Genomic DNA, 23,753 nt, shown 5'->3' on the forward strand with positions numbered 1-23,753 from the left:
CACATCACTGGTGATTGCGAATCCTCGAACTGAATGTATAATTCGCCTCGTGGATAACCTGTTCAAATACCAGAAGATGGCGCTCAAGCTCGCTCAGGTCGTTGATCTTGGGCCCGAGGGGCATGCTGCAAAAATCCCCGGGTTCAAAGGTTTACTCGCCGTTGGGAAGAGCAAAAAAGAAGCTCTGACGGAGTTGGAATCCGCCCTTGCTGACTGGGTAAATCTTGCCCTTAAACGTGGACTTGGATTACCTACGCTTGCTTCAGCTCAGGAAAAAAGTGCCGTTAAAGTCTAAGCCATTCCTCACGCGAGATTTCCGCCTGATCGAGAATCATCTTGAGTAGGTTGACGCCGATATCTCCACCTCCATGTGGATTGGGGATAGTTAGTTGAATATCTCCCTTCACCATGTGCTGATGCCGACCACCAGCAACTGGCCCTTTCCAACCCAACGCACGTAGTCGTTTGATCAGCTGAGGGCGGGAGACTGGGGTTAGCTTCATAGGCACCGCATAGGCACCGCATAGGCACACCTACGTCACGATGTCGACCAAGCATCGCACTTTAATCGGATAGAGATCTATTAATCCATATCCGATTCACTTCAGATATTCAGCCTCACTTACTCAGCTCCAGCATGCGCAGGATCGGCTTCTCAGCACGAGCGCGGATGTCTTCCGGCATGTTCACCTGGGGACTGAGGTCGCGCAGGGCGTCGTGCAGCTTCTGCAGCGTGTTCAGCTTCATGTAGCGGCAGTCGGCACAGGCACAGTGGCCGGTGGGCCCCGGGATAAAACGCTTGTTAGGCACTTCCCGCTCCAGGCGATGCAGCATGCCACTCTCCGTCACGATGATGAAGGTGCCAGCATCACTGTCCCGGCAGTAGTTCACCATCTTTTCCGTGGAGCAGACCTCATCGGCCAACACACGCACGGCATAGGTGCACTCAGGGTGAGCCACCACTTTGGCATCCGGATATTGATCCTTAATGCCCTGCACGCTGTCGCGAGTGAACTCGACATGCACGTAGCAGGCCCCTTTCCAGAGGTCCATTTTACGGCCGGTCTGCTCCATCACCCAGCTACCGAGGTTCTGGTCAGGCACGAAGAGAATGGGCCGATCCTTCGGCGCGGCATTGACGATCTTTACCGCGTTACCACTGGTGCAGATGCAGTCACTCAGGGCCTTCACGTGGGCGCTGCAGTTGATGTAAGCGATGACGTAGTAGTTCTTGTCGGCATTCGCTTTCAAGAAGGCCTCCAACTGCGGACCGGGGCAGCTTTGCTCCAAGGAGCAGCCGGCATTCGCATCCGGTAAGATGACAGTCTTGGTCGGGTTGACGATCTTCGCCGTCTCCGCCATGAAATGCACCCCGCAAAAGGCGATCACATCGGCATCGGTGTCTTTGGCATGGTAGGCGAGGCCCAAGGAGTCTCCCACGAAATCAGCAATCTCTTGGATGTCTTTGCTCTGGTAGTTATGAGCAAGGATGACGGCATTCCGCTCCTTTTTGAGGCGGAGAATTTCAGAAACCAGGGTGGGGGTGGCGACAGCGACCATGCTCATGATATAGCGGAGACTGCCCCGGGCTCAAGGGGAACCTGCGCTCCCTTTCCCCTTCGGAAACGGCCTCGGCTACCCGCGGCGGCGCACACGCATCCCACCCACCAGCCCGAGTGCCAGCAGCAGGCACCGAGAAGGTTCTGGCACGACGACCACCAGCCCATAGTCGGCAAAGTAATCGTAGTTCCAAGACCAAGCCGGATTCAGCAAAGAGACATCGGGCAGGCTAAAAATCTGATCCGTGGTGAGTGAGCCGATGGAGAGACTGGCGAAGTCGAGCAGATGGAATGCATCCCCGTAGGAGATGATGTAGTCACCCACAGGGCTGTATTGGATTGTGCCGGGAGCAGATACCGTGAGCGTGCCGCTGAGATCGAGATGGTCGTGATCCCCGACCGTCTCCAGTTGGCTGGCAAAGACAGTCAGCATGTCCTCCACAGGGGTGGTCCCCAAATTAAACGTGGGGCCAGCGACCTGAAGAATAAGGGATGCCCCAGATTCCAAGGTCACATTGCCCGTGACGCTCAGCGTGCCGATCTGGCTGCTAAAGCTAGGGGCCGTGCTGCCCGTTCCAGGCTCCAGCAGGCCACCATTGCGCACCGTGACCGATCCCGTGATCAGCCCCGAGCCGCCCAAACGTGCGCCGCTTTTCACGTCTGTGCTGGAGAAAAACTCATCTGTATTCACCAACAAAGTGCCACGTTGGATCTCCGCCACCCCCGCGCTGACGGTGCCCGTGGCCGCTTGAGCCACCCGTCCACCTGCGCCGATGATGACGGTGCCTGTCGGAGTCGCTTCATAGAAATTCAGGCTCCCACCCGAGGTCGCGCTATTGATGATCTGATTGACCAGCCACCCTTGATCGCCTGCCACGAGGATATCCCCGGTAAAGGTGGCACTGCCGCCCGTTTCTGAGACCAGATTCAGGGCCCGGTAATCATTTTCCAGGGTCGTAATGTTGCTCTCAAAAACCGCGTCATAGCTCGTCCCGTTATGGTTGATCTGGCCAATGCTGACAATGTCACGAGCCGGCGTGGCGGCGGTGCTTTCTCCATCGGCGATTTCGATCGGCCCTTTGAAGGTCAGATCACCGCGCAGGAGAAAGGCCGAGTTGTTGTTCAGGGCGGTGGTCGTGCCAGTCACTTCCTGGTTTAGACTAACCTTCTTCACATTTTCCCAAGCCACGCCCGATTCATTTCCTTTCGAGACAACGATCTCAGTATCCAAACGGGCATAGACAAGCCCCCCGAATGTCATGCTTTCTCCGTCAAACACCAACTGCTGATTCCTCTGGCCGATGAGCCACAAGGCGCGCTGACTGGCGGTGTGGTTCGCAGCACCTGACATATCCCCGGTAAAGACAAGCTGCCGCTGAGCAGTGCCCGCATTGATCAGCAGGTTATAGCTCGTGGATGTGGGAAGAACGAGATCGTAACCGATGCGGTCACCCTGCACGATACTGGTGGAGGTGAGATCCCATGTGATGCTGCCTGCAGCGCCGAACGTGATGGTCTTATCCCCTGGCCCCAAGCTATCGGCATACTTCTGTAGCAGATAGCCTGAGCGCATCTCGATATCCCCGGTGAAGGTATTGTGACTTTGAAAGGCAATGTGCCCCGCATTCGAGGTGGAGTTGCTGCTGATCGTCAGCTTACCCGAGCCGCTAATCACTCCGGTGAAAAGAAGACGCCGCAGGCGATTGGCGTAAGGGGATGTAATGCTGCCCGTGCCGCCCGTTCTTGTCAGTGTCAAATCACTGGCCAATTCAATGTCGGCGCCGAACAAAAAGCTTCGAGGCGTATTGTCTGTTGGAGAAGTCGGCTCAGCATCCGTAAGCATCGCGATATTCAGCGTGGGCATGGTAGCACCGTCGGCCACAAAGATCAGCTTGGACCCCGCAGTGCCAGCGTTCATCAGAGCCTTTTCCGTGGTGCCATAGTCAGCCTTATCAATGGTGAGTTGATTGATGTAATAAGTGCCATCCAGGGTCAATGAATCCGCATTGAGATCGTTGCTGCTGAAACGCACCTTCGCCGGAGATACGGATAGGCTGCTAGGCACTCCCGCCGTCCAGTTGGCGGGATTGGCCCATGAATTATCCTCACTGCCCGTCCAGATGGTTTGCGCATTCAAGACACCTGCACACCCCAGGCAAGCAAGGGCAAGTGAAGGGCGCAGGGCAGCGCACCATCTAGGAATGGCGTGGCTCATAAGAGATTGTGGGGGAGAAGTTGGGGGGATTGCGCTCGCCTCAAAAAGCGGGCGTTGGATATCCACATGATGCATGTGCCATGCCATCGCTAAGCCCTTAAACTGTTCTATTGGTTAGGCTTGTGCCAGACTCCGATATTATTGTGCAATTTTAGCTTCCTCGGCCCCTTGGGCTATGCCCCATTCAGGTCCGATGAACTGGTTTTATGAGTCCCGTCACCTTCCCACCCCATGGAGTGAATCGACGCTGGGAAAACAAAAATCAGCCTTCCTGCGGTCTAGTCTTGCCATCTGATTCGCTTTTTGAGACGAAGATAGTGTATGAGCGAAGTCCAACCCTATCCTCTGACTCACTTTACCCTTCAGGACGGCGTCGTCGAAAGCAGCGCTGATCAGACTCTGGTGGATGCCTTTGCCGCCGATTTCCAGGGGCTGCGTCACTTTGGTGCCAAAATCGGCGAAGCCCTCAATCTTGGGGATCCCTGGTCCGGCATCCTGCAAGAGAGCGATCTGACCCTGGGCTACGCCTACTCCGGCCAGGGAACAGGGCCGAAAGATCCTGGTGCAGGAGCCCTGATCGGCACCCAAGCCCTGCTGATGGAACTCCTCACCGATATCACCCACCCTACTGAGGCCTAAACCGAGACGACCATGGCTGCCAACATTACCCCCTCTCTCCGTGCTGCACTGGAACGCCTGAAACATGGCGGTGCCGTCAATGGAATCCTGCTCGGCTGGCGTCGTCAGGTCCTGCTGAATCTCCTCCCCTTCGAGGACTTCCGTGCCGAGCGTCTGCTTCAAAGCGTCTTCGATGCCCAAGCCCATTTTTCCAGCAATGGGGATCGCTGGGTGGAGACTTATTGGTTCGGTTACGATACCTGCCACGTCCTGGTTTGCCAGCATCAGGAGTGCACGCTGGTCATCCTCCACTCCCGCGCCGAGGAGGTGGACTTCCTCCGTCATGCCGCCGAAACCTTCCTGGAGGACAGCCAACTCCTGCTCAATTCCATCCTGCATCCTCAGCCCGGCAGTGGAGACGAGACGCAACCTCTCGAAGAGGAGAGCGGCAGCCAGACCAACTTCATTGGCCGCGTGATGTGATAGCATCCGAGTGTGGATGATCTTGGAAGACCGATCTGCGATCGTTCCAAGATCAAGCTCTCATGCGCCAGTCCTCAAGCCGTCGGGGACTTCTCCGTGGGTGGGCGGGGCATTAAAAAACCACGTTCGTCCAGGGTGATACCCGCCAGAAGAATCGGGCCTTCGTTTTTCGGGGTTAGCATGCGGATCTCCAGGCCGTCGGCTTTGATCGTCGCCGCATAGCCGGGCAGCAGCCTGCCATAGGTGCCAGGCTGAATGCCAAGCTGGAGGCCTTTTTCATTTTCAGGCATTTCAGGATCAGGCACACAGGTGGCCAGCAAGGCCCCGGTGGCCTCATGCAGCAGCCCTCGATAAATGGTCGTGTTTTCGGACGCAGGAACCGTCACATCCGCCCACAGCATGGCGTATTTGCCCAGCCGTTTCCACTCAGGAATCGCGTCCAGCCGTGCCTCCAAGTCAGCTCCGCCAATCGCGATGACGGTGGCCTCCGCTGTGCCTGCCAGATTTTCAGGATCCATCACCACCCGCAAGCGATCCTTCATCTCGGCATAGGCCTGGAGCGTGCGGTGAATCACGCTCCCCGCGGGTGCTAAGCATAGCAAGGTATCGCCAGCGCGTGCCCACTCCGCCTCCATCAGGCGCAGAGCATTGGCCGTGATTTGTTGGGCCTCTTCATCATCAGCGGCCTGGAATTCCCGGCGGTTCATCAGGGCTTCGGCACTCAGCGCCATCATTTGGGCTTTCACCGCCTCCGGTGTGGCCTGCTTGGCGGGGATCGGATGTCCGAAATAAACCGTGATCGGGTAGCGCAGTTTCTTCGGCCATTTCTTGAAGAACAGGCCTCCTTCGAAGGAGAAGATACTGCCATACAGCCCATCCATATACACCGGCACCACCTGTGCATCCCCCTGACGTGCCATGAGCTCAAAGCCCTTGCGCAGGTCATTCAGCATGCCGTGGCGGGTGATCTGCCCCTCAGGGAACATGCAGATGATACGCCCTTCTTTGAGTGACGCCGCGACGGTGCGGATGGCATCCTTCGCCCGTGTGGGGGAAATGGGCACCGTGCCGCAAATCTCCACGAACCATTTCATCGCCGGCACATTGTAGAGCGCATCCCACATCACGAAGCGCACCTGCCGGGTGCAGGAGGCTCCCATGATGAAGGCGTCCACATAACTCACGTGATTGGGCAGCAGCATCGTGCCGCCGTCCTTCGGCACCCGTTCATGGTGCACTGACTTGACCTTGTAGATCGTGCGAACAATGGCCAGCGCGATGAAGCGCAGCAAATAGTGCGGCAGGAGCTGAACGATATAGACCGTAGCCACCACCATGAGCACGCCGAGCACCCAAAACTGACCTTGAAAACCCAATCCGCAGGCTTTCAGCACCGCGAGCACCAGCACCGCCACCACACCGGCAAGGCTGTCCATCAGATTCATCGAGGCCAGCACGCGCCCGCGTTTTTCTTCATCCGCCGTATCCTGAATGAAGGTCTGGATCGGCACCATGTAGCAGCCGCCCGCAAACCCAATCAGCACCAGAGCCCACTCAAATTGCGCGGAATCCACTGGCATCAATCCCGTCCAGAATAGTGACGCAGCCAAAGCCAGAGCCCCGATGGGAATCATGCCGAGTTGCAAGCTGCGACGGTTCACCCAGGAAATGAACAAACTGCCGACCACCGTCCCGATGCCCACCATCAGCGTCATTTTTGACGATGCGCTGGCCGCGCCGCCATGAAGTTGATCTGGATGCAAGGCTAAGCCGATATCCACAAACATCGCCGCCACCATGCTGGCCACGAACCAATAGGTCGAGTTACCCAGAAAGGCGCGCCGCATGGGCGGGTGAGAGAGACTCTCTTTCAGATGCGTAAAGTGCTCCCACCACAGGGAATGACGATATTTGACCTCCGGGTGCGCGGGTGTTTTCTGAATGTAAAAGCCAGCGATCAACGCCACCATAGCGACTCCAAATAACCACCAAATTGGCTCGGCAGCAGCCAGCCAGGCATTGCCATGCGTCTCAAAAAGCGAATCGAACCAAGCCCCGCCCGCACCTAAGCCAGCCAGGATGCCGACCATGGTCACCATCTGGAGCCATCCGGCCACCAAACCCAAGCGGCGAGATCCCACCACCTCCTTCAGAATCCCCATCTTGCCAGGGCTATAAAAGGTGGACTGAACCGCCAAAAGGAAGAAGGCCCCCAGCGCGAGGATGATGCTCAAATCCCCCAGGGCTAAATGAAAACACAAGCCCGCCATCAGCAAAATCAGCGACTGAGCCACAAGCATGGCCAGGATGACAGAACGCTTCGAATAACGATCCGCGAAATACCCAGAAAGCGGCGCAAACAGGATGAAGGGCAGCAGGATCATCGCGCCGAGCCACACCCCGATATTGCTTCCTAAGGTGCCAGCCGCCACCTTTGGCGCCAAGCCCACCAGCATCATTTTCAGCAGGTTGTCATTGAAGGCATTGAGCATCGTTGTCCCCAAAACCAGTGCGATAGAAACCCAGGCCCGGGTGGGCAGTCGGGGCAGCTTGTCGAGCGCGTCAGTATTGGAAACAGAGACTTGAGAATCAGGCATGGGAGATGAATGCGCGGAGAGTGCCATCCCATGCGCAAAAGTCGCGGAGAAAAGATCAACAAAGGCAAAAGGAAGGCCAAAAACCTTCTCTTTTTACGCCTCTGCCAAGGAGGTTGGATCGATTCAGGCTGGCGGGCTCATTTCACCGCCTTTAGAATCGCTTCGGCGATCCCTTGCATGCCCTTATCGCCTGGATGATTGGCCACTCCTGCATGCTTGTAAGGACGCTCAGCACGCCCGTAGTTGGACTCGTCTTTGCTGAGGGCACTGATGTCCACGAAGGTAGCCCCCGCTTCTGCGGCACATTGCTTTAACACTTCGTCCTTGGCCGCATTCGCCCAGAAGCAACTGCGCACGATAATCGTGGGATTTTGCGGTCCCTTGAGATGCTTCAGTAGATCGGTGAGGGCTGTCTTGAAGGCTGCCTTGCTTTCGTCGCTCTTCAAGGCAGGCACATTTTCGCCGATGGCCAGGATGATGAGATCGGCCTTGAAGTCGAGATTGGCTGCCAATTTACCGCCCACATCATACCCTACGTGATTGCGCTCGAAGTCGGCAATGTTGTTCACTGACACCTCGGGGGCCTTGCCCTGTTTGTCGGTCAGCCCTGCGGTGACCAGATGAACGTAATCCTTCGCTTCCGCCGTCGCCGCCATGCCCCAGTTACCATGCCAATCGAGGTCTGCCTTCGGACCGTGCTTGGTGATGCTGTTACCCAAGAAGAGTACTTTGGCATAAGCCTGCGAAGGTTTCGCCTCTTGAGCGAAGAGACCGGAAGCCAAGGCGAGAAAGGAAAGAATAAGACGGCGAGTCATGGGAGGAAATCTGCGGCTAGTGAGCAGTGGAAACCAAACGTGATGTCTCACCGACTTCTTGAGGTTTTACTTCCACTGAGCTCATTCTTTTTACTCCGCTTTCAGAACCAAATCATCGAGCCAGAAAGCCACCTTCTCCGTCGCTGTGCTGACAAAGCCGAGCCAAGCGAGCTCATTCCATGTTGCCTCACAGGTGAGCCCCTCAAAGCTCTGTGTCGGCTGTCCTTCCGGGGTGATTTTCAGATCCCACTTCCCCTTCGCCTGGCTCCCCAGATGCGCGCGAATCTCGATCTTAGCCCAGGTGTTCTCAGGGAAAGACACGCTCTGCTTACCACGACGTTCCGTGATCTTGCCGTTTTCAAAGGTCAAACCGGGACCGTTGGGATAAGGATTCCCTGGGCCACGACACTCCATGAAAAACTTGGCCCCCTTTTCCATCCTCACTTGGAAGGAGAGCTTCAGCACCCCCTCTTTAAATCCAGGCTTCAGAACATAGTGTGGATCCCAGGTCGGGTCGAGCCCTGGAGCATCGGTCAGCTTGAGGCTCCGTTTGCCACTCGCCGCCTGATCATCCACCACATAGATGCTGTCGCCTTTGTTTTGCCAGCGCACCTCTTGCAGCGGCAGGATGGGAAAGCTGAGACCCATGTTTTCAAAGTCTTCATTCACTTCATAAGGCGGTCTTGGCCAAGGTTCCGATTGCTGCCAAAACTTGGGAAAGCTCAGAGAAGTCGCCAGCTTGCGCCACTGGCTCTTCTCGTCACCCCGCACGCCGGATTGCTTCACGTCTCCAGAGATGAAGCCCATCTTCAGAGCCGGACTGTCTTTCTTCAGGCGGAAGTCTCGCTTGGCTACATCTTCAAAGAGGGGGTCCGCCACCACGCTGCCTTCATCATGCCCTGTCTTCGCCTGCCAACCAGCCAAGTCGGTGTCGATGAACTGCACCGGCAGACCCGCTGTGTTCCAGTAGATGTTATTGCGCATCTCATAGGTGCCGGTTTCCCAGTTATACCAGGTGCCATTGAGCAGCACGGGCTGGTCGTAAATCACGATGTTGTTCTCATAAGCGAAGGAAGCGTGCTTCTCGGGACGGCTTCGCTGGATCTGGGCTTTTTTGCCATACGCAAAGATGTTTTGGCTGATCTGATTCCACTTCCCATAGTGCTGGTGAAAGGTGGACTCACTGGTGTCATGCACCACGTTATGCATCATGGTCACGCCCGTGCTGCCTTCGTCCGTGTAGAGACCCCAGCCACCATAACGATAGCTGCCGACATCATGCACATGGTTGTGATTGATGGTGGTGCCCTCACTGCGACCGAGCCCGTAGAAACCGCCCATGTCACTGAGCACGCCCCAGCCGAGGTGATGAATATGGTTGTAATCAAAACGATTCCGTTTGGTCGGGCTATGCTTATAGCCCCATACCCAGCCTGCGCTGATGCCGGTGTAAAAGAGATCCCCGATGTCGCAATGCGTCACTTCACAATCGGCCGCATGGGCCAGGAAGACCCCGCAAGCACTGGGAAAAAGGCGCCCCCCCTCATGAATGATGCAGTCATCCACAATGATGTGATGGGTCAGGGTCTGATCATCCGGCATCTTGATATCGCCAATGCGCACACCACCTCCGCCGAGATCGTGCAGGTAACTGTGTCGGAGTTCGCTGTCTGCACAAGCCGTGCGGAACCAGACGGCATAACCACCTGTGTGTTTAACCTCACAATTCAGGAAACGGATGTTCTGACAGCGCTCCAGTTCGATCGCAGCACCGACATTAGCCGCAGCCTGCCCGTCATGATGCCCGGAAGGGCCGTAGAGAAACTGAGTGTGTGAAAACGTGATCCCATCAAACGCGACATGCTGCACGCCATCGCAGGTCAAAAGCTTTTCAGTCACCGGTGCCACGACCACCGCCTGGGTCATGTCCTCTCCAGGGAGAGGATGATAAAGCAGCTCTCCGGAGCGCGCTAGAAACCACTCGCCCGGAGCATCCAGCGCCGCCCTGAAGTTCTCCACATACCAGCGCTGATCAGGTTCAAATTCCACGAAAGGATAACGGGCAGCACCGACAATCCGAATCGCCCGCGCACTGTCATTGAGCGTCTGGATGCGACATTGTCCCACAGTCCAGGTTTGCATCACCGTCAGCAGCACATCTTTTCGCTCCGCCTCAGGAATGGCCTTGAGCACCGCATAATCGGCAGGCCGAGCCACGAAGGCCTCAAAGCTGGGCCGCTTGAGATCAGGAAACATATCCGTCGCCGCTTGAGACTTGGCATTGAAGTAACCACCCACAGCTCCCGGGCGATTGTCCACCGCATTGGGAGTGCGCGCACGCACCGCCCGACGACCATTGATCCAGAGTTGCTCGAAGTAACCCTCCTTCACCTGCGCTTTCCACAAGCCATCCGGGGTTTTCTCCCAGCCTGAAATGTGTTTTCCACCGGTGAAGTTCACTTTAGCACCCGGGGCTGTGGCATAAACCGTGGGACCGAGCGGCAAACCGCTATCCACAGCCTCCAGCTTCAGCGGTTCGTTCAGGAAATAATCCCCAGCGCCGAACTCGACACGAATCGTCCCCTTTTCGCCACTCTGGCGCAACTCACGCACTCGATCACGGACCGCCTGTGGAGTCCCCATCTTTCCGCCTGGGGTCACCTGAACTACAGTATCGGCAAAGACGGTCGAAACGAGAAAACACAGAACTAAGGGCAAACGCATGCAGGCGTGTAGCGCCGGGCACGCAGACTGGCAAGCGGGAGACTACTTCTGCGCACCAATGCACCACAAATGCTTATGACCACGGATAAAAATCTGGCCGTCGCTCATCGCCATGGAGCCAATGACTTTTTCTCCGAGTGCATTCGTAGCCAGCAACTCAAACTTCGGACTGGCCCGGAAAACAAAGGCATCTCCCCCTTGGTTGACCGCATAGCACAAGCCATCGCCTGTGAGCACGAGTGAGGACCAGTTTTGCCCTGTCGGCCCCGGCCCTTTCAATCGTTCGCTCCAGACCATCTGACCCGTCTTCAGGTCCCGGCACTCCGCGATGCCGCCATCACTCAGGATGTAGTGATACCCCTCATGCAGCACTCCCGAGCCAATGCGTTGGCTAACCTTCGGCAGATGCCACACCCGGTGAGTCTCCGTGACATCGCCACTGCCGCCTGCCTTCACCCCCACGCCCATGCCCCCATAGCCGCCGAAGCTGACCACCAGTCCATCGGCATACAGAGGCGAATTGTAAACCAACGCGTTCAACCCGGCGCAAGTCCACAATTCCTTGCCCGTCATGGGATCGAAGGCACAGACTCGACCGGGATAGCTCATCAACAATTCATGATGTTCACCGACCCGACGCAAAAGCGGATCCGCCCAGGAGCCTAACCACTTTTTATTTCCTTCCTCCCCAGAGGCTCCTCCCGGCTCATCATGTTGCCAAAGTGTTTTGCCTGTCGCTTTATCAAAGGCATAGAGCGTGGTCTTTGCGCCGGGACCGAAGTTTAAAAACACACGGTCCCCGGCCAAGACGGGCGAGGTGCCATTGCCCCAAATGTGATGCTGTTTGCCCAGATCGGTGCGCTTCCAGATTTCCCTGCCCTGCATGTCATAGCAGAAGACGCCTGCAGAGGCGAAAAACACCACCACCCTTTGACCATCTGTGGCTGGAGAAGCCGAGCAATAAGGGTTCGTCGCATGGGTGAGCTCTGGCTCCCGATAGATCGTGCCCGCCTCCCAGAGTTGCTTTCCCGTTGTCCGATCCAGACATAGGAGCAGACGTTGCCCCGTTTTTTCGACCGCTTGGGTGATGAAGACTTGGTCGCCCCAGACCACCGGGGTGGAATTTCCCCGATCTGGCAGTTCCGCATTCCATTGGACATTCTCCGTGGTGCTCCAGGTGAGAGGAAACCCACTTTCCTTGGTTTGCCCATCCCCTTCGCTCCCTCGCCACATCGGCCAGTTGCCCGCAGACAACGGCGAGACGATAGACAGCAGGCCCAAAGAAAGCAGAAGGGTGGTCTTCATGATGCACGAACCATCGTCAAAAACAGCCCCCTTCTTGCAACGGGAGATTTCAATGGTTGTTTCCTCCATGCCGCTCAATCAAGAGAGGCAAAATTTCCAATCGACGCGTGATAGCCATCAGATGATCCCCTCCGGGTATGAGGTGCTGAATGATCTGCCGACGAATCGGAAAGACAGAATCACGATCCCCATGGATGCTCACCCGATCAGGATGCTCAATCAGTCCATCCCAGTTCGCTGCGTGAGAACAAGCCCAACGCACAAAAACAGGATCTGACTCACGGAACATGCTCACAGCCAGCTTACGGGCCTCACTCATTCCCGGCACAGAGCACGCACACCGCTGCAACCACAGCCAAGGCAGATGCGGTCCTAGAAAAGACAAGTGGCTAAGCAGCGGACGCAGATGAACTCGCTGAGTGCAGGAGGAAATCAGAGTGATTTTAGAAATCGACACCCTTTTGGAAACCTCACAGGCTAACATGCCACCCAGAGATACTCCAATCAGGCTGTCACCCGACTGGATATTCTGAGTTTCAATCAAATGCTGCGCATAATCTGCAAAGCTCCATCGAAGGCTCGATGGACGAGAATACTCCACCCGATTCGTTAGGAAGGGGAATTCATAACCGGTATAAAGTGCGGAAGTCGCCCCAAGCCCTGTTAGAAGATGAACGGTCACACAACTGTGATAACTCGCTTCTCTAGCGAGGCAAGCCGAAGCCGCCTCATCGAGATCACACCAACCCCCAACGCTTACGCAGAAACGCTTCCCAAGGGCTGAAGAGAATCTTATCCGCCGCAAAGCCGACGATGAGAATTACCAACATGATGGCAGCGACCTGATCCATGGCCTGGAGTTCACGACCGTAGTGCAGCAAGTGGCCAAGGCCAAAACCCGTGAGCACGGTTACATAAATCTCTGCCGCCATAAGGGAGCGCCAAGCGAAGGCCCAGCCCTGCTTCATACCTGAGACAAGGTGAGGAAGGCTGGCTGGCAGCAACACATGCCAGAGCAGATGCAGCCCCCCCGAGCCCATGGTGGAGGCGGCACGGCGGTAGATCGGCGGGATCTGGCGGATGCCATGATCCGTGGCTAGTAAGACGGCCCAAAGGGTGCCCATGATGACAATGAAAAGCATGGCGCTTTCCGTTTGCCCAAACCACAGCAGAGCCAGCGGCACCCAGCACACGCTTGGCAGTGTTTGCAGGCCTAGCGCTAAGACGCCCAGTGTATCTGCGGCAAAGCGGAAACGCGCGGTCAACAGCCCCAGTGGAATGCCCACGGTAAGACCAATGAGATAGCCGATGATGAGACGCTGCATGGTGACCCAACCCGCGGAGAACAAGGAACCGTCCTTGATGGCCGTGAGCAGATAGTCTCCGATGGCCAGAGGCGACGGGACCAGCACAGGAGACCACCATCCCGCACGGGAACAAGCCTCCCAGATGAGGACAACCACAGTAAAGAATGCCAGGGAACGGAGAGCGCGGATCATGCGGAGGCGGTAAGTTTTTTCAGTTCGTCAGTGATGGTGCGGGCGAGCTGGGCCACAGCCACATCGTTGATGTCTCGTGGACGCGGTAGGTCCACCTTGAACTCGGTGCGGATCCGTCCCGGCCGAGGGGTAAAGAGCAGCACGCGATCCCCCAAGCAGACAGCCTCGCGCACGTTGTGCGTGACGAAGATGACGGTCTTGCGGCGCTTTTGTTGGATCCCTTGGAGATCTGCGTAGAGCTGCTCACGCGTCATCGCATCCAGTGCAGCAAAGGGTTCGTCCATCAGTAACACCTGGGGATTCGGAGCCAGGGCACGGGCCAAAGCCACGCGCTGTTTCATGCCACCGGAGAGCTCATGGATGTTCGCCTGCGCAAAGTTTTCCAAGCCCACCAGCTTCAGGTAAAACATGGCCAACTCTCGACGATCATCATTCGTTAGGCCGGGCTTCAATTTCAAACCGAAAAGCACATTCCCCATGACGTCCAGCCAAGGGAAAAGCGCATGCTCCTGAAACATGACCATGCGCTGGCGGCCAGGCCCATCGATAGAATGCCCGTCCGTCTGGAGCGTGCCTTCGGTCGGCTTTTCCAAACCGGCAATCAAGTTCAGCAGTGTGCTTTTGCCGCAGCCGCTGGCCCCGAGAAAGCAGACGAACTCGCCATCCTCGACTTGAAGGTTGATGTCTTCCAAGGCACTCACCGTCTGGCGTGCCCCGCGAAACAGCTTGGAAACACTCTGGATGCTCAGCTTCGCAGTGCTGGAGTGGTTTAATTCGTCAGCGATTGTCATGAGGCGGGATTAAAGTTGAGGAAGCAAGGCATCGAGTGCGGGGATGTCTTTGAGGAAGCCTGCTTTTTGGGCAGCCACCACCATCGCATCCAAGCCCTCACGGCCCACGTCTGTCGTGAGCACCACGCGTGGCAGCGACTGATCCAGGAGTTCCTCGCTGGGGGCTTTCGTGGTCAGTTCCTTCAATTCGGACTTGATGAGCTCACGAGCCTCCTTCGGATTCTTTTGAATCCACTCCGTCAGCTCGGCGTGAGCGGCGACGAGTTTTTTGGCCAGTGCAGGGCGCTCTTTCACAAAGGCCGTGCTGGAGGCCAGAATCGTCGCGAAGGTGCCTTTGTCTTCAACGAAGATTTTACCCCCCGCTTCCAGTTCAAGGCGGCTGACCCACGGCTCCACGGTCCAGACGGCATCGATGTCCCCCTTGATGAAAAGAGCGAGCTGATCCGGATTCTGAGTCGGTAGAACGGACGCTTCCCCCCCTGTGGCGGTGACCTTGATGCCGTTGTCAGACAGCCAAGCACGGAGTTGCACGTCCTGGGTATTGCCCAGTTGCGGTGTGGCAATGCGTTTGCCTTTGAAATCCGCAGGTGTGTGGATGTTCGCAGCCGGACGGACGACCAGCGCACTGCCGCCATTGGCGGCACCAGCCAGCACACGCACCTCCTGCCCTTTAGACTTAGCATAGGCATTCAGCACCGGACTAGGACCGATGTAGGTCACATCCAATGACCCCGCAAAGATGGCCTCTGTGGCGGAAGGACCGGCATTGTAAACATACCACTCCACAGGCACGCCTAGGCGCTCTTCATACCACCCCTTGCCCTGGCGACTCAGCGCATGAGCCACCAACCCCTGGATGTGGGTGATGTTCGGAAAATGGCCAAAGCGCAAAGGGGCATTGGCATCGACGGGTTTCTTACCGCAAGCGGCTAGGCCAGCAGCGCTGAGAGTGGCGGTGATGAAATTTCTGCGATTCATAGAATAGGAGGGTTGAGTTGATGTTAATGAACTTTCGGTTAGAAAGCTTTGACGCTGATTTCTAGATAAGCGAAGTCGGTATCCTGCGGACGGCCCCGGTTGCTGGTAAAGTCACCGGCGGTGAAATGCGCGTAACCTAGGATAGCTTCCATTTTGGGCGTGACCTGCCAGCGGATGCGGCCATCAAATTCATGCCCGATCATGCTGCCGCTGTTGCCTGAGTTATCCCGCAGGTTCCCTGCGGAAAAACGATCCGTATCACTGGCCAGCCAGTAGAAGCTGTAGCCCAGGTCCATACGCACTTTTTTGCTCGGTGTCAGTTCCAGGCGGACCTTCGGGGTGCTGATGTTTTCATAGACGATGTAGTCGTTAGCCGACCAAGGACGACCGAACCCGAAGAAGCGTTCGAAGCGGTTATCTTCATTGTCTGTCGGATCTTCATCCCCACTGGCATACCCATAGAAGAGACTGAGACGAGGCTTCCAATCATGCTTGAAGGTGTAGCCCACTTCCACCGTGCCACCGTAGGCTTCCATATCCTGCGAGCCATTTTTCCCAAACTGGTAAACCATGTTGAAATCGTAATCGAAACCGCTTTTCCCAAAGCTGCCATAACCACGCAGACCGGGAGAATGCACGAGGCGCTCCTGCACATTGTCATAGGGTTTCTGATTCAGTGCCAGATAGTATGGCTCCAGCGTGATGATGTCTGACCAACGCCGCCAGTGACCAATCACAGCATACATCCACTGCTCCTTCACGGGCCGGTCCCAGCCATACAAGAGGCGCTGCATGGGCTGCACCGCCAGCAGGTCGATCTGCCAATCGTTGGCCTCCTGTCCTAACGTTCCGTGAAAGCCCTGAAAGGTATTGGCAGTGTTGCGCCACTGATTATTACCGATCAAGCGACGGTCCAGAAACTCGAAGTTATGAATCCCGTAACGAAGACTCACCGGGCGTTTGTTGCCCAAGGCATCCACGCCTAACAAATCATCGAAATAAAGCTCGGCATAGGCGCGGATGATTTGAAACTCGTTCACATCCCGGTTATCCCGTGGGTAGTCACTGTTATAGCGACGCGAGTCCTGCATCTCCACCGCAAAGCGGAAGGGGTCCAGAATATCATGCACGGCCAGATAGGCGCGAGTGCGATGCAACAACGGCTGATCGATTTGAGCATTCGCACGGCGAAGATCATCGTCGCGGTATTCGTAGCGAAAACGATAATCCAAACCGATGTCTAACCAGTCGGCATTTTTCAAAACCTCCCACCCTGAATCTGGAGCATGGCTGGCATATCTGGGTAAGTCCGGATCACGAGTCGTGCTGTAGCTTTTGGGAGCACGGTAATAACTGTCTTTTGCCGTTTCCGCACCATAGCCCGGGCTGGCGAAAGCAAATCCGATAACCAACAAAGTGACGGAGTTTTTCCAGGGCTTGATGAGCCTGTGAATGGGTGAGGGGGGCATAATCAAAATGGACCGCAGGGATCCAGCGCACCACGGCGTGGTGAGTCTGTCTCGATCTCGATTATTCCTACCTTTTCAAAATACACTCGTCAAGTAGGAATTAAAATCCGTCGTCTCACAATGTTGTTTTCCCTTTGAAAACAGCTATGTTCATCCCCCCCATGCCCAAAGTTTACATCAAGACCTATGGCTGCCAGATGAACGAGCGCGATACCGAGCAGGTATCTCAGATGTTCGTCGAGCGCGGCTACACCATGACTGGCCGCGACGAGGATGCGGACGTGGTACTGATCAATACCTGCTCCGTGCGGGATCAAGCCGAGCAAAAGGCGCTGGGTAAAATGGGCATGGTGCGCCGTCGCCGTGTGCCCTTGGTCACAGGTTTCATGGGCTGCATGGCGCAGAGCCGCGGCACGGAGTTGCTGGATAAAGCCAAGGTGGATCTCGTGGTCGGCACGCAGAAGTATCACCGTGTGGTGGAGTATGTGGACGAAATCATCCGCGCCAAGGAAACTCAGCTCATGGATGATGAGCGCTTCTCCATCGTGGATATCGAGGAAGAGGCCGCTAGCCAAAACGCCATCCGCGACCACAGCCTGAAAGAAAAGCAGGGCTCCGCTTTTGTCAGCATCATGCAGGGCTGCAACATGAAGTGCACCTTTTGCATCGTACCTTACACCCGAGGTGGTGAGCGAGGCCGCCCCATTGCCGATATCGTCGAAGAAGTGCGCCGCTTGGCAGATCGTGGCGTCAAAGAAGTCACCTTGTTAGGCCAGATCGTGAACTTGTATGGCCGTCACGAGTTTCCGGCGGTGGATGGCAAGAGTCCTTTCGTTCAACTCCTGGAATCCGTGCATGAAGTCCCCGGCATCCAGCGCATCCGCTTCACCAGTCCGCACCCGATTGGCTACAAAAAGGATCTCATCGAAGCCTTCACTTATCTGCCCAAGCTGGCCGAACACGTGCACCTGCCCGTGCAGAGTGGTAGCGATGCCATCCTGAAAAAGATGCATCGCCCCTACTCGACCGCTAAGTTCATTGATCTTGTCAGCCGCATTCGTGCGGCCCGTCCTGGCATTGCGGTCACGACCGACGTCATCGTGGGCTTCCCTGGCGAAACCGAGGAGCACTATCAGGAGACACGAGCCATGTTTGAAGAACTGAAGTTCGAAAACGCCTTCGTCTTCCGCTACTCCAAGCGCCGTGGCACCCCGGCTGCCGAGATGGATGAGAGCCTCCAACTCAGTGAGCAGGTCAAAGAACAACGCAATCAAGACCTCCTCGCCGTGGTGAACAAACACGCCTGGACGAAGTATGAAGAACTCGTGGGTCAAGATGTGGAGGTTCTCTGCGAAGGCCCCAGCAAGACCAACGAAACTCGTCTGATGGGCCGCACGCGCACGAATAAGATTGTGGTGTTCGATGGCAATCCACAGCGTCACACGGGCGAGATCTTCAACGTCCACATCAGCCACTACGAGAACTTCACGCTCTACGGGGATATCGTGACGCAGTAGTTGAACTGAAACCTCACGCGGAGTTCTCTACCCTTTCTTTTTGCCCCAGTTAAACAGCTTGGCAAAAAAGCTTCCTCCTGAGGAATTGACTCCGGCACCCGGGGCCTTGGGGGTCAGGCCACGGGTTTCGGGCCCCCGACCTTCCCTTGGAGACGCAGCCGGGGATGAAGTGACCTTACCCTTAGGCTCGCTCGTCCCTTTCCACCACGCAGGCGCAAGAGTCTCCACCTCTTGCCATTCCTCGGTTCCTGAGTCAGACCTCCACACGAGGGTCCGAGGTCCGATGCGCCCCTTCTTCACCCATGCACGCAACGTGGCCTCATCATGAGGTCCATCAGCGAGGCCATCGTTATTAAAATACCACGTCATTCTGAGCGGCACTTAACGAGAAACTGACGCACTCGCAAGTGAAGTGCAGTTCGCGCATCGGAGCCTGACATTCAATCGTGCCCCGGTTTACGCTTGTGAATGCAGATGGAATTTCCATCAGGATCTGAGATCAGCGCCATATGGCACACGGGGGACTCATAAGGCCCAAAGTAGGGTTCCACGCCCTTCTCTTTCAACCACTTCAGAGATTGCTCAAAATCTTCCACCTCCAGGGCCACACCGCCCCCGTCCTTGCTTGGCTTCCACATTTCTCCGCCGATCGTGATGGCCAGCGTATGAGGGCCGACTTCATATTCCACCCAAGAAGGAGCCTTTCCCTCCTCGGCAAAGGTCGAAGCCGGTTTCAAATGGAGCACGTTTTCATAAAACGCCCGCGCCCGATCCATATCTGTGACGCTATAACCTGTGAAAGCAAATTCAGTGACTTTAAGCATGGTCCTAAGGAGGATTGAGATTCGACAGAGATCGCACCTGCCTTTCGCTTTGAGGGTTCGGGATTTTCGGGCTGGTTCGATTTAGCGTTGATTCGACAGATAAACAGAACTGGCTAGGCAAGCCAAGGAACAGATCAGGAGACCGCCCCTTATCCAAGTTGGCCAAGAAAAAGACGAGGCTAAATGCTGAATCAGGAGCGCACAGGGGAGTAGCACAACCGTCCCTAAAGTAACCCAGCTGAAGGATTCGCGGGAAAATTGGGTGGCAATCGTCCAGCCGATCCACCCCAATAGGGCAACCAACCAGCCCCAGAACCACACTGATGAAAGTGACCGGGCTCCTGACACCTGGTTTCGGTCTTCTTTAAGGATCTGGTCCAGCATGATTCTACCGTAAAATGGCTCCCGACTTTCTCAAGCACTCGCAAGGACGGAAGTCGGGATTAGCGTTCTCTGTAGGGCCTCATTCACGCGGATCTGATAACGCATCTCGCGCAGGCAGACGTCTCCATCCGTCTCTTCCTTCAGCATGCCATCGGGACGGAATCCCAGGGCTTCATAGAATTGGCGGGCGGGTAGATTTTCCACCAGGACCCAAAGCGTGATACGTTCGAAGCCCTGTGCCGACGCCAAAGCGAGGCTCGCCTCCACCAAGGCACGCCCCAGTCCGCGCCGTTTTTGTTCAGGAGCCAGATAGATGGAGGTGATCTCACCTGCATCTTCGCTGTCCTGATCACGAGAAGGCGTTAGGTGACAGAATCCGACCACTTCGGACCGGGTTGTAGCGACAAGCAAGTCGCTGTCGTCCTGCTCACAAGCGCCCTTCCAGATCTGCTCCCGCTTCTCGACACTGAAGCGATTCAAATATCCTTCGGGTAAAATCCCCTGATAAGCGGCTCTCCATGCGGAGACATGGATCTCGGCGATGCTCCTGGCATCCGACGTGGTGGCTGAACGGATCATTGAAGCCATAGACAACCTCGAAAGCCTATTTGGCGAAAATTAATGAACAAAAAAGCTCCGAGGTTTTCCTCGGAGCTCTTCTTGATCATTCGACTCGTGCGATGCGCATTTATTATGCCGCTTGAGCGACTGCTGCCACGATCTTCTGGGCAGCATCGGTGAGGCCGTCAGCGCTCGTAATGGCGAGGCCGCTCTCAGCGAGGGTTTTCTTACCGGCTTCCACGTTGTTGCCTTCCAGACGAACCACCAGGGGAATGGTCAGAGACACTTCCTGAGCAGCGGCAATGATGCCCGTGGCGATGATGTTGCAGTCCATGATGCCACCGAAGATGTTCACCAGGATGCCCTTCACATTCGGGTCGCCCAAGATGATCTTGAAGGCAGCGGTCACTTGCTCTTTGGAGGCACCACCACCCACGTCGAGGAAGTTGGCAGGCTCACCCCCGTGCAGCTTGATGATGTCCATGGTGGACATGGCCAGACCGGCACCGTTCACGAGGCAGGCGATGTTGCCATCCAGACCGATGTAGTTAAGACCAAACTCGCTGGCAGCCACTTCACGAGGATCTTCCTCCGTGGTGTCGCGCATGGCGACGACGTCTTTCTGACGATACAACGCGTTGTCGTCGAAGTTGAACTTAGCATCGAGAGCCACCACTTGATTGTCGGTGGTGATGGCCAGCGGGTTCACTTCCACGAGGGAGCAATCGCTCTTCAGATACAGGTTCCACAGAGCGGTGAAGAGCTTCACAGCTTGGTTGGCCAGAGGGCCTTTCAGACCGAGAGAAGCCGCCACCTTACGGGCCTGATAAGCCTGAAGGCCGATGGTGGGGTGAACGAACTCCTTGGTGATCTTTTCGGGAGTCTTCTCCGCCACTTCTTCGATGTTCATGCCGCCTTCGGTGCTGGCGATCAGGGCGTGACCGCTGCTACCACGATCAAACAGGATGGCGAAGTAATATTCCTTGGAGATGTCCACGGCTTTAGCGACGAGGACTTTGCTGACCAACTTCCCTTCTGGACCAGTCTGATGGGTGACCAGGGTTTGGCCCAGCATCTTGCCTGCGATGTCTTGGGCTTCTGCAGCGGTGTTGATCACATGTACGCCACCTTTGAAACCGTTCTTGAAAGTGCCTTTGCCACGACCACCCGCGTGGACCTGAGCCTTCACCACCAAGCCTGCCCCACCCAGTTCTTCCGCGATCTTTCCAGCCTCTTCGGCCGTAGCGGCGACTTTTCCAGGAGGCGTCGCAACGCCGAATTTTTCAAACAGTTCCTTGGCCTGGTATTCGTGGATGTTCATGGAGCGAGATGATGGGGGAAAAGCTACGCGTCCCACGTTGGGACGGGCGAGCATAGGAGGCTGAGCCGGGTGGTCAAGCTATGCCAGGATATTTTTCCACGGTTATTCCCAGGCTGGCTCGGCGCGCAGACATGAAAAACCCCTCTCCACGGCCAGGACTAAACCTGCATCCACAGAGAGGGGGAGATTTTCAAGGTCTGCCACTCAGACGCCTAGCCACCCAGCTTGGGATTCTTCGGCTTAGGCTTCTTGTCCTTATGCTGCGGGTTCATGGGATTGAAGAAGGGATTTTGAGGAGCGTCCTTGGACTTGGGTTCCACTTTTTCCAGGGTCGGCTCCTTCATGTAGAGCTTCATGATTCGGCTCTGGAAGATGGCGAACAAGTTCTGGGTGGACCAGTAGAGGGACAGCGCGGCAGCGAAGTTATAGGAAATGAAGAGGAAGAAGAAGGGCATGATGGACATCATGATCTTCTGGCTCTTTTCCACGGACGGCGGCTGAGGTGTCAGCTTCATCTGCAGGATCATGGTGACACCCATGATCAGGGGCAGCGGGTTCAGATCGAAGTCCGTGCCCATAATCGGCAGAGAGAAGGGGAAATTGAAGGTGTAGATGGTGTCCGAAATGGACAGATCCTTCACCCACAGCCAGCTCTGACCACGCAGTTCAGCCGCGTTTTGAAGCACGCCGTAAAAGGCGAAGAAAATGGGGATCTGCATCAACATGGGCAGACAGCCACCCACCGGATTGACCCCATAGTCCTTATACAGCTTCATGACTTCCGTCTGCTGCTTGGTTGGGTCGTCCTTATACTTCTCCTGCAGCTCTTTCATCTTCGGAGCCAACAGGCCCATGCGCTTCATGGAATACTGAGCCTTCGACTGGAGCGGCCACAGCACGGTGCGGATCACCAGCGTCAGAAGGATGATGGCCACGCCCCAGTTACCACTGATGTCGTGCATCCAGCGCATGATGTTGTTCAGCAACTTACTGATCGGGCTGAACATGCCGTAAAACATGATAAAATCCCGCTGACCGCCCAGCTTGTTCAGGCGGTTGTATTCCTTGGGCCCGATGTAGATCTCATAGTTCTCGGTGGTGCTGGCACCTGGAGCCAAATCCACAGGAGGCAGGCTCATAGCGGCCTCAATGGCGTAGTCATGCTTGGCCGACTCTTCATGAGCAAACTTATCGCCTCCGTGATCGACCAAGAAACGGGTGGACCAGACCTTGCCGGGCTTGTCACCCCCTTCGGTCGTGCGGCTAATGATCGTCGAATAGAAGCGGCTCATCACCCCCGCATAACGCAGGCGGGCATAGCTGGAACGATACTCCGTCTTCTCCTCTGAGAACCAACCGCCTGCGAAGGAGTGGGTGTCTTTGTGCCCGGCATCCCCAGAGTCGTTCCAGAAGAAACTGGGCTTCAGCACCTCATCGGGGCGCACACTCCTGGCGGCACCGGTGTAGAGATAATACTCTTCCGATTTATGCTGAGCGGTGCCGGTATTGGTCAGCGTCAGGGTCAGGGCCAGGAGATGCTCATCGGATTTCTCACCTTCGGTGACCCGATAGGCTTTACGGATGGTGATGCCATCGGCAGAGACACCTTCAAAGGTGATGCCTTTGTCACTTTTCTCAATGACCTTGTAGCTCACGGTATCCAGCCCCGTGGCCTCGCGGCGGAGAGCACCAATGGGCTCCAAAGTTTTACGACCCGCTTCGTTCAAAGAGATCTTATCCCCTGCGCCCAGGTCTGCCTTCGCAATACCCGCGCCTTTGGTGGTGAAGTGATAAGTCACACTGCCCACCGTGATGCTGTGTTTTTCCTCGGGCAGTCCGGCCGTCGCCGCAGCGACAGCATCTGGAGTCGCCGCATTCATCGTCGGCGTCGTGATGGCAGCACCATCTGTCCCTGCGGTAGGCACACCGGGCGTCGCAGGCTGCACCTGTGTGACGGCAGGCTTGTTGGCCTCTTCGCGAGCACGCTCAGCGGCCAGGGCCTGCTGGTTCTTGGTCATGAACCAGTAATTGGCGGCCATTCCTAGGCCGCAGAGGGTAACGATGATCCAGGCTTTGCGATCCATGTAGTTTCG

21 protein-coding genes are annotated in these 23,753 nt (G+C 56.2%); 4 read left to right on the forward strand and 17 right to left on the reverse strand.

What is annotated here, in order from left to right; translation table 11 throughout:
* Positions 1-49 precede the first annotated feature (49 nt).
* The gene (locus B5D61_RS23430) at positions 50-295 is read left to right on the forward strand and encodes a type II toxin-antitoxin system HicB family antitoxin (RefSeq protein WP_139373459.1); all 246 of its coding nucleotides are present in this window, start codon (positions 50-52) and stop codon (positions 293-295) included.
* On the opposite strand, the gene B5D61_RS27115 is transcribed toward B5D61_RS23430, so the two are convergent.
* From B5D61_RS27115 to B5D61_RS23445, 3 genes are all read right to left on the reverse strand, one after another.
* Entirely contained in the window at positions 285-503 is a 219-nt protein-coding gene (locus B5D61_RS27115; protein ID WP_078815854.1) for a type II toxin-antitoxin system HicA family toxin, read from the reverse strand. The genes B5D61_RS23430 and B5D61_RS27115 overlap by 11 nt on opposite strands.
* A 115-nt stretch (positions 504-618) precedes the next feature.
* Positions 619-1,560, reverse strand: a complete 942-nt coding sequence (gene nadA, locus B5D61_RS23440) for a quinolinate synthase NadA (protein ID WP_078815918.1) — start codon at positions 1,558-1,560, stop codon at positions 619-621.
* A 75-nt stretch (positions 1,561-1,635) separates the two neighbouring features.
* On the reverse strand, positions 1,636-3,774 hold the full coding sequence (locus B5D61_RS23445) for a PEP-CTERM sorting domain-containing protein (RefSeq protein ID WP_078815855.1): 2,139 nt from the start codon (positions 3,772-3,774) through the stop codon (positions 1,636-1,638).
* Positions 3,775-4,095: 321 nt separating this feature from the next.
* Between B5D61_RS23445 and B5D61_RS23450 the strand changes: the two genes are divergently transcribed.
* Together B5D61_RS23450 and B5D61_RS23455 are read left to right on the forward strand one after the other, a co-directional pair.
* Entirely contained in the window at positions 4,096-4,413 is a 318-nt protein-coding gene (locus B5D61_RS23450; protein ID WP_078815856.1) for a hypothetical protein, read from the forward strand.
* Positions 4,414-4,425: 12 nt separating this feature from the next.
* The gene (locus B5D61_RS23455) at positions 4,426-4,875 is read left to right on the forward strand and encodes a hypothetical protein (protein ID WP_078815857.1); all 450 of its coding nucleotides are present in this window, start codon (positions 4,426-4,428) and stop codon (positions 4,873-4,875) included.
* A gap of 74 nt (positions 4,876-4,949) precedes the next feature.
* Here B5D61_RS23455 and B5D61_RS23460 read toward each other — a convergent pair whose 3' ends face one another.
* From B5D61_RS23460 to B5D61_RS23500, 9 genes are all read right to left on the reverse strand, one after another.
* The gene (locus B5D61_RS23460; RefSeq protein WP_176159636.1) at positions 4,950-7,472 is read right to left on the reverse strand and encodes an MFS transporter; all 2,523 of its coding nucleotides are present in this window, start codon (positions 7,470-7,472) and stop codon (positions 4,950-4,952) included.
* Between the two features lie 137 nt (positions 7,473-7,609).
* A complete protein-coding gene (locus B5D61_RS23465) occupies positions 7,610-8,287 on the reverse strand; it encodes an SGNH/GDSL hydrolase family protein (RefSeq protein WP_078815859.1) in 678 nt (225 codons plus the stop codon).
* 90 nt (positions 8,288-8,377) lie between these two features.
* Complete coding sequence (locus B5D61_RS23470; protein WP_078815860.1) at positions 8,378-11,011, reverse strand: right-handed parallel beta-helix repeat-containing protein; 2,634 nt, start codon at positions 11,009-11,011, stop codon at positions 8,378-8,380.
* 42 nt (positions 11,012-11,053) lie between these two features.
* Positions 11,054-12,316, reverse strand: coding sequence for an outer membrane protein assembly factor BamB family protein (locus tag B5D61_RS23475; protein ID WP_078815919.1), 1,263 nt, complete (start codon positions 12,314-12,316; stop codon positions 11,054-11,056).
* A gap of 49 nt (positions 12,317-12,365) precedes the next feature.
* The gene (locus B5D61_RS25925) at positions 12,366-13,121 is read right to left on the reverse strand and encodes an alpha/beta fold hydrolase (RefSeq protein WP_342753399.1); all 756 of its coding nucleotides are present in this window, start codon (positions 13,119-13,121) and stop codon (positions 12,366-12,368) included.
* Entirely contained in the window at positions 13,054-13,815 is a 762-nt protein-coding gene (locus tag B5D61_RS23485) for an ABC transporter permease (RefSeq protein WP_078815862.1), read from the reverse strand. The genes B5D61_RS25925 and B5D61_RS23485 overlap by 68 nt, the downstream gene beginning before the upstream one ends.
* Positions 13,812-14,606 (reverse strand): ABC transporter ATP-binding protein, encoded by a 795-nt coding sequence (locus B5D61_RS23490; protein ID WP_078815863.1) that lies wholly within the window; start codon positions 14,604-14,606, stop codon positions 13,812-13,814. Before B5D61_RS23490 ends, B5D61_RS23485 begins: the two co-directional genes overlap by 4 nt.
* A gap of 9 nt (positions 14,607-14,615) precedes the next feature.
* Positions 14,616-15,584, reverse strand: coding sequence for an ABC transporter substrate-binding protein (locus tag B5D61_RS23495; RefSeq protein WP_078815864.1), 969 nt, complete (start codon positions 15,582-15,584; stop codon positions 14,616-14,618).
* Between the two features lie 38 nt (positions 15,585-15,622).
* Positions 15,623-17,053 (reverse strand): alginate export family protein, encoded by a 1,431-nt coding sequence (locus tag B5D61_RS23500; RefSeq protein WP_078815865.1) that lies wholly within the window; start codon positions 17,051-17,053, stop codon positions 15,623-15,625.
* A 161-nt stretch (positions 17,054-17,214) separates the two neighbouring features.
* Here B5D61_RS23500 and miaB point away from each other — a divergent pair, with 161 nt between their 5' ends.
* Positions 17,215-18,570, forward strand: coding sequence for a tRNA (N6-isopentenyl adenosine(37)-C2)-methylthiotransferase MiaB (miaB, locus tag B5D61_RS23505; protein ID WP_078815920.1), 1,356 nt, complete (start codon positions 17,215-17,217; stop codon positions 18,568-18,570).
* 27 nt (positions 18,571-18,597) lie between these two features.
* Here the strand turns inward: miaB and B5D61_RS27250 are convergent, their stop codons facing one another.
* The 5 genes from B5D61_RS27250 to B5D61_RS23530 form a co-directional block, all read right to left on the reverse strand.
* A complete protein-coding gene (locus B5D61_RS27250; protein ID WP_078815866.1) occupies positions 18,598-18,939 on the reverse strand; it encodes a DUF4339 domain-containing protein in 342 nt (113 codons plus the stop codon).
* A 71-nt stretch (positions 18,940-19,010) separates the two neighbouring features.
* On the reverse strand, positions 19,011-19,394 hold the full coding sequence (locus tag B5D61_RS23515; RefSeq protein ID WP_078815867.1) for a VOC family protein: 384 nt from the start codon (positions 19,392-19,394) through the stop codon (positions 19,011-19,013).
* Positions 19,395-19,808: 414 nt separating this feature from the next.
* Positions 19,809-20,357 (reverse strand): GNAT family N-acetyltransferase, encoded by a 549-nt coding sequence (locus tag B5D61_RS23520; RefSeq protein ID WP_176159637.1) that lies wholly within the window; start codon positions 20,355-20,357, stop codon positions 19,809-19,811.
* 112 nt (positions 20,358-20,469) lie between these two features.
* Complete coding sequence (gene sucC, locus B5D61_RS23525) at positions 20,470-21,660, reverse strand: ADP-forming succinate--CoA ligase subunit beta (RefSeq protein WP_078815869.1); 1,191 nt, start codon at positions 21,658-21,660, stop codon at positions 20,470-20,472.
* 212 nt (positions 21,661-21,872) lie between these two features.
* Complete coding sequence (locus tag B5D61_RS23530) at positions 21,873-23,744, reverse strand: YidC/Oxa1 family insertase periplasmic-domain containing protein (RefSeq protein ID WP_078815870.1); 1,872 nt, start codon at positions 23,742-23,744, stop codon at positions 21,873-21,875.
* Positions 23,745-23,753: the final 9 nt, after the last annotated feature.

It is taken from the genome of Prosthecobacter debontii (assembly GCF_900167535.1).
GTDB lineage: Bacteria > Verrucomicrobiota > Verrucomicrobiia > Verrucomicrobiales > Verrucomicrobiaceae > Prosthecobacter > Prosthecobacter debontii.

Coding starts and splice junctions, on each gene's coding strand:
- B5D61_RS27115 (WP_078815854.1), bottom strand. CDS start 503: ATGAAGCTAACCCCAGTCTCCCGCCCTCAGCTGATCAAACGACTACGT.
- nadA (WP_078815918.1), bottom strand. CDS start 1,560: ATGGTCGCTGTCGCCACCCCCACCCTGGTTTCTGAAATTCTCCGCCTC.
- B5D61_RS23445 (WP_078815855.1), bottom strand. CDS start 3,774: ATGAGCCACGCCATTCCTAGATGGTGCGCTGCCCTGCGCCCTTCACTT.
- B5D61_RS23450 (WP_078815856.1), top strand. CDS start 4,096: ATGAGCGAAGTCCAACCCTATCCTCTGACTCACTTTACCCTTCAGGAC.
- B5D61_RS23455 (WP_078815857.1), top strand. CDS start 4,426: ATGGCTGCCAACATTACCCCCTCTCTCCGTGCTGCACTGGAACGCCTG.
- B5D61_RS23460 (WP_176159636.1), bottom strand. CDS start 7,472: ATGCCTGATTCTCAAGTCTCTGTTTCCAATACTGACGCGCTCGACAAG.
- B5D61_RS23465 (WP_078815859.1), bottom strand. CDS start 8,287: ATGACTCGCCGTCTTATTCTTTCCTTTCTCGCCTTGGCTTCCGGTCTC.
- B5D61_RS23470 (WP_078815860.1), bottom strand. CDS start 11,011: ATGCGTTTGCCCTTAGTTCTGTGTTTTCTCGTTTCGACCGTCTTTGCC.
- B5D61_RS23475 (WP_078815919.1), bottom strand. CDS start 12,316: ATGAAGACCACCCTTCTGCTTTCTTTGGGCCTGCTGTCTATCGTCTCG.
- B5D61_RS23485 (WP_078815862.1), bottom strand. CDS start 13,815: ATGATCCGCGCTCTCCGTTCCCTGGCATTCTTTACTGTGGTTGTCCTC.
- B5D61_RS23490 (WP_078815863.1), bottom strand. CDS start 14,606: ATGACAATCGCTGACGAATTAAACCACTCCAGCACTGCGAAGCTGAGC.
- B5D61_RS23495 (WP_078815864.1), bottom strand. CDS start 15,584: ATGAATCGCAGAAATTTCATCACCGCCACTCTCAGCGCTGCTGGCCTA.
- B5D61_RS23500 (WP_078815865.1), bottom strand. CDS start 17,053: ATGCCCCCCTCACCCATTCACAGGCTCATCAAGCCCTGGAAAAACTCC.
- miaB (WP_078815920.1), top strand. CDS start 17,215: ATGCCCAAAGTTTACATCAAGACCTATGGCTGCCAGATGAACGAGCGC.
- B5D61_RS27250 (WP_078815866.1), bottom strand. CDS start 18,939: ATGACGTGGTATTTTAATAACGATGGCCTCGCTGATGGACCTCATGAT.
- B5D61_RS23515 (WP_078815867.1), bottom strand. CDS start 19,394: ATGCTTAAAGTCACTGAATTTGCTTTCACAGGTTATAGCGTCACAGAT.
- B5D61_RS23520 (WP_176159637.1), bottom strand. CDS start 20,357: ATGATCCGTTCAGCCACCACGTCGGATGCCAGGAGCATCGCCGAGATC.
- sucC (WP_078815869.1), bottom strand. CDS start 21,660: ATGAACATCCACGAATACCAGGCCAAGGAACTGTTTGAAAAATTCGGC.
- B5D61_RS23530 (WP_078815870.1), bottom strand. CDS start 23,744: ATGGATCGCAAAGCCTGGATCATCGTTACCCTCTGCGGCCTAGGAATG.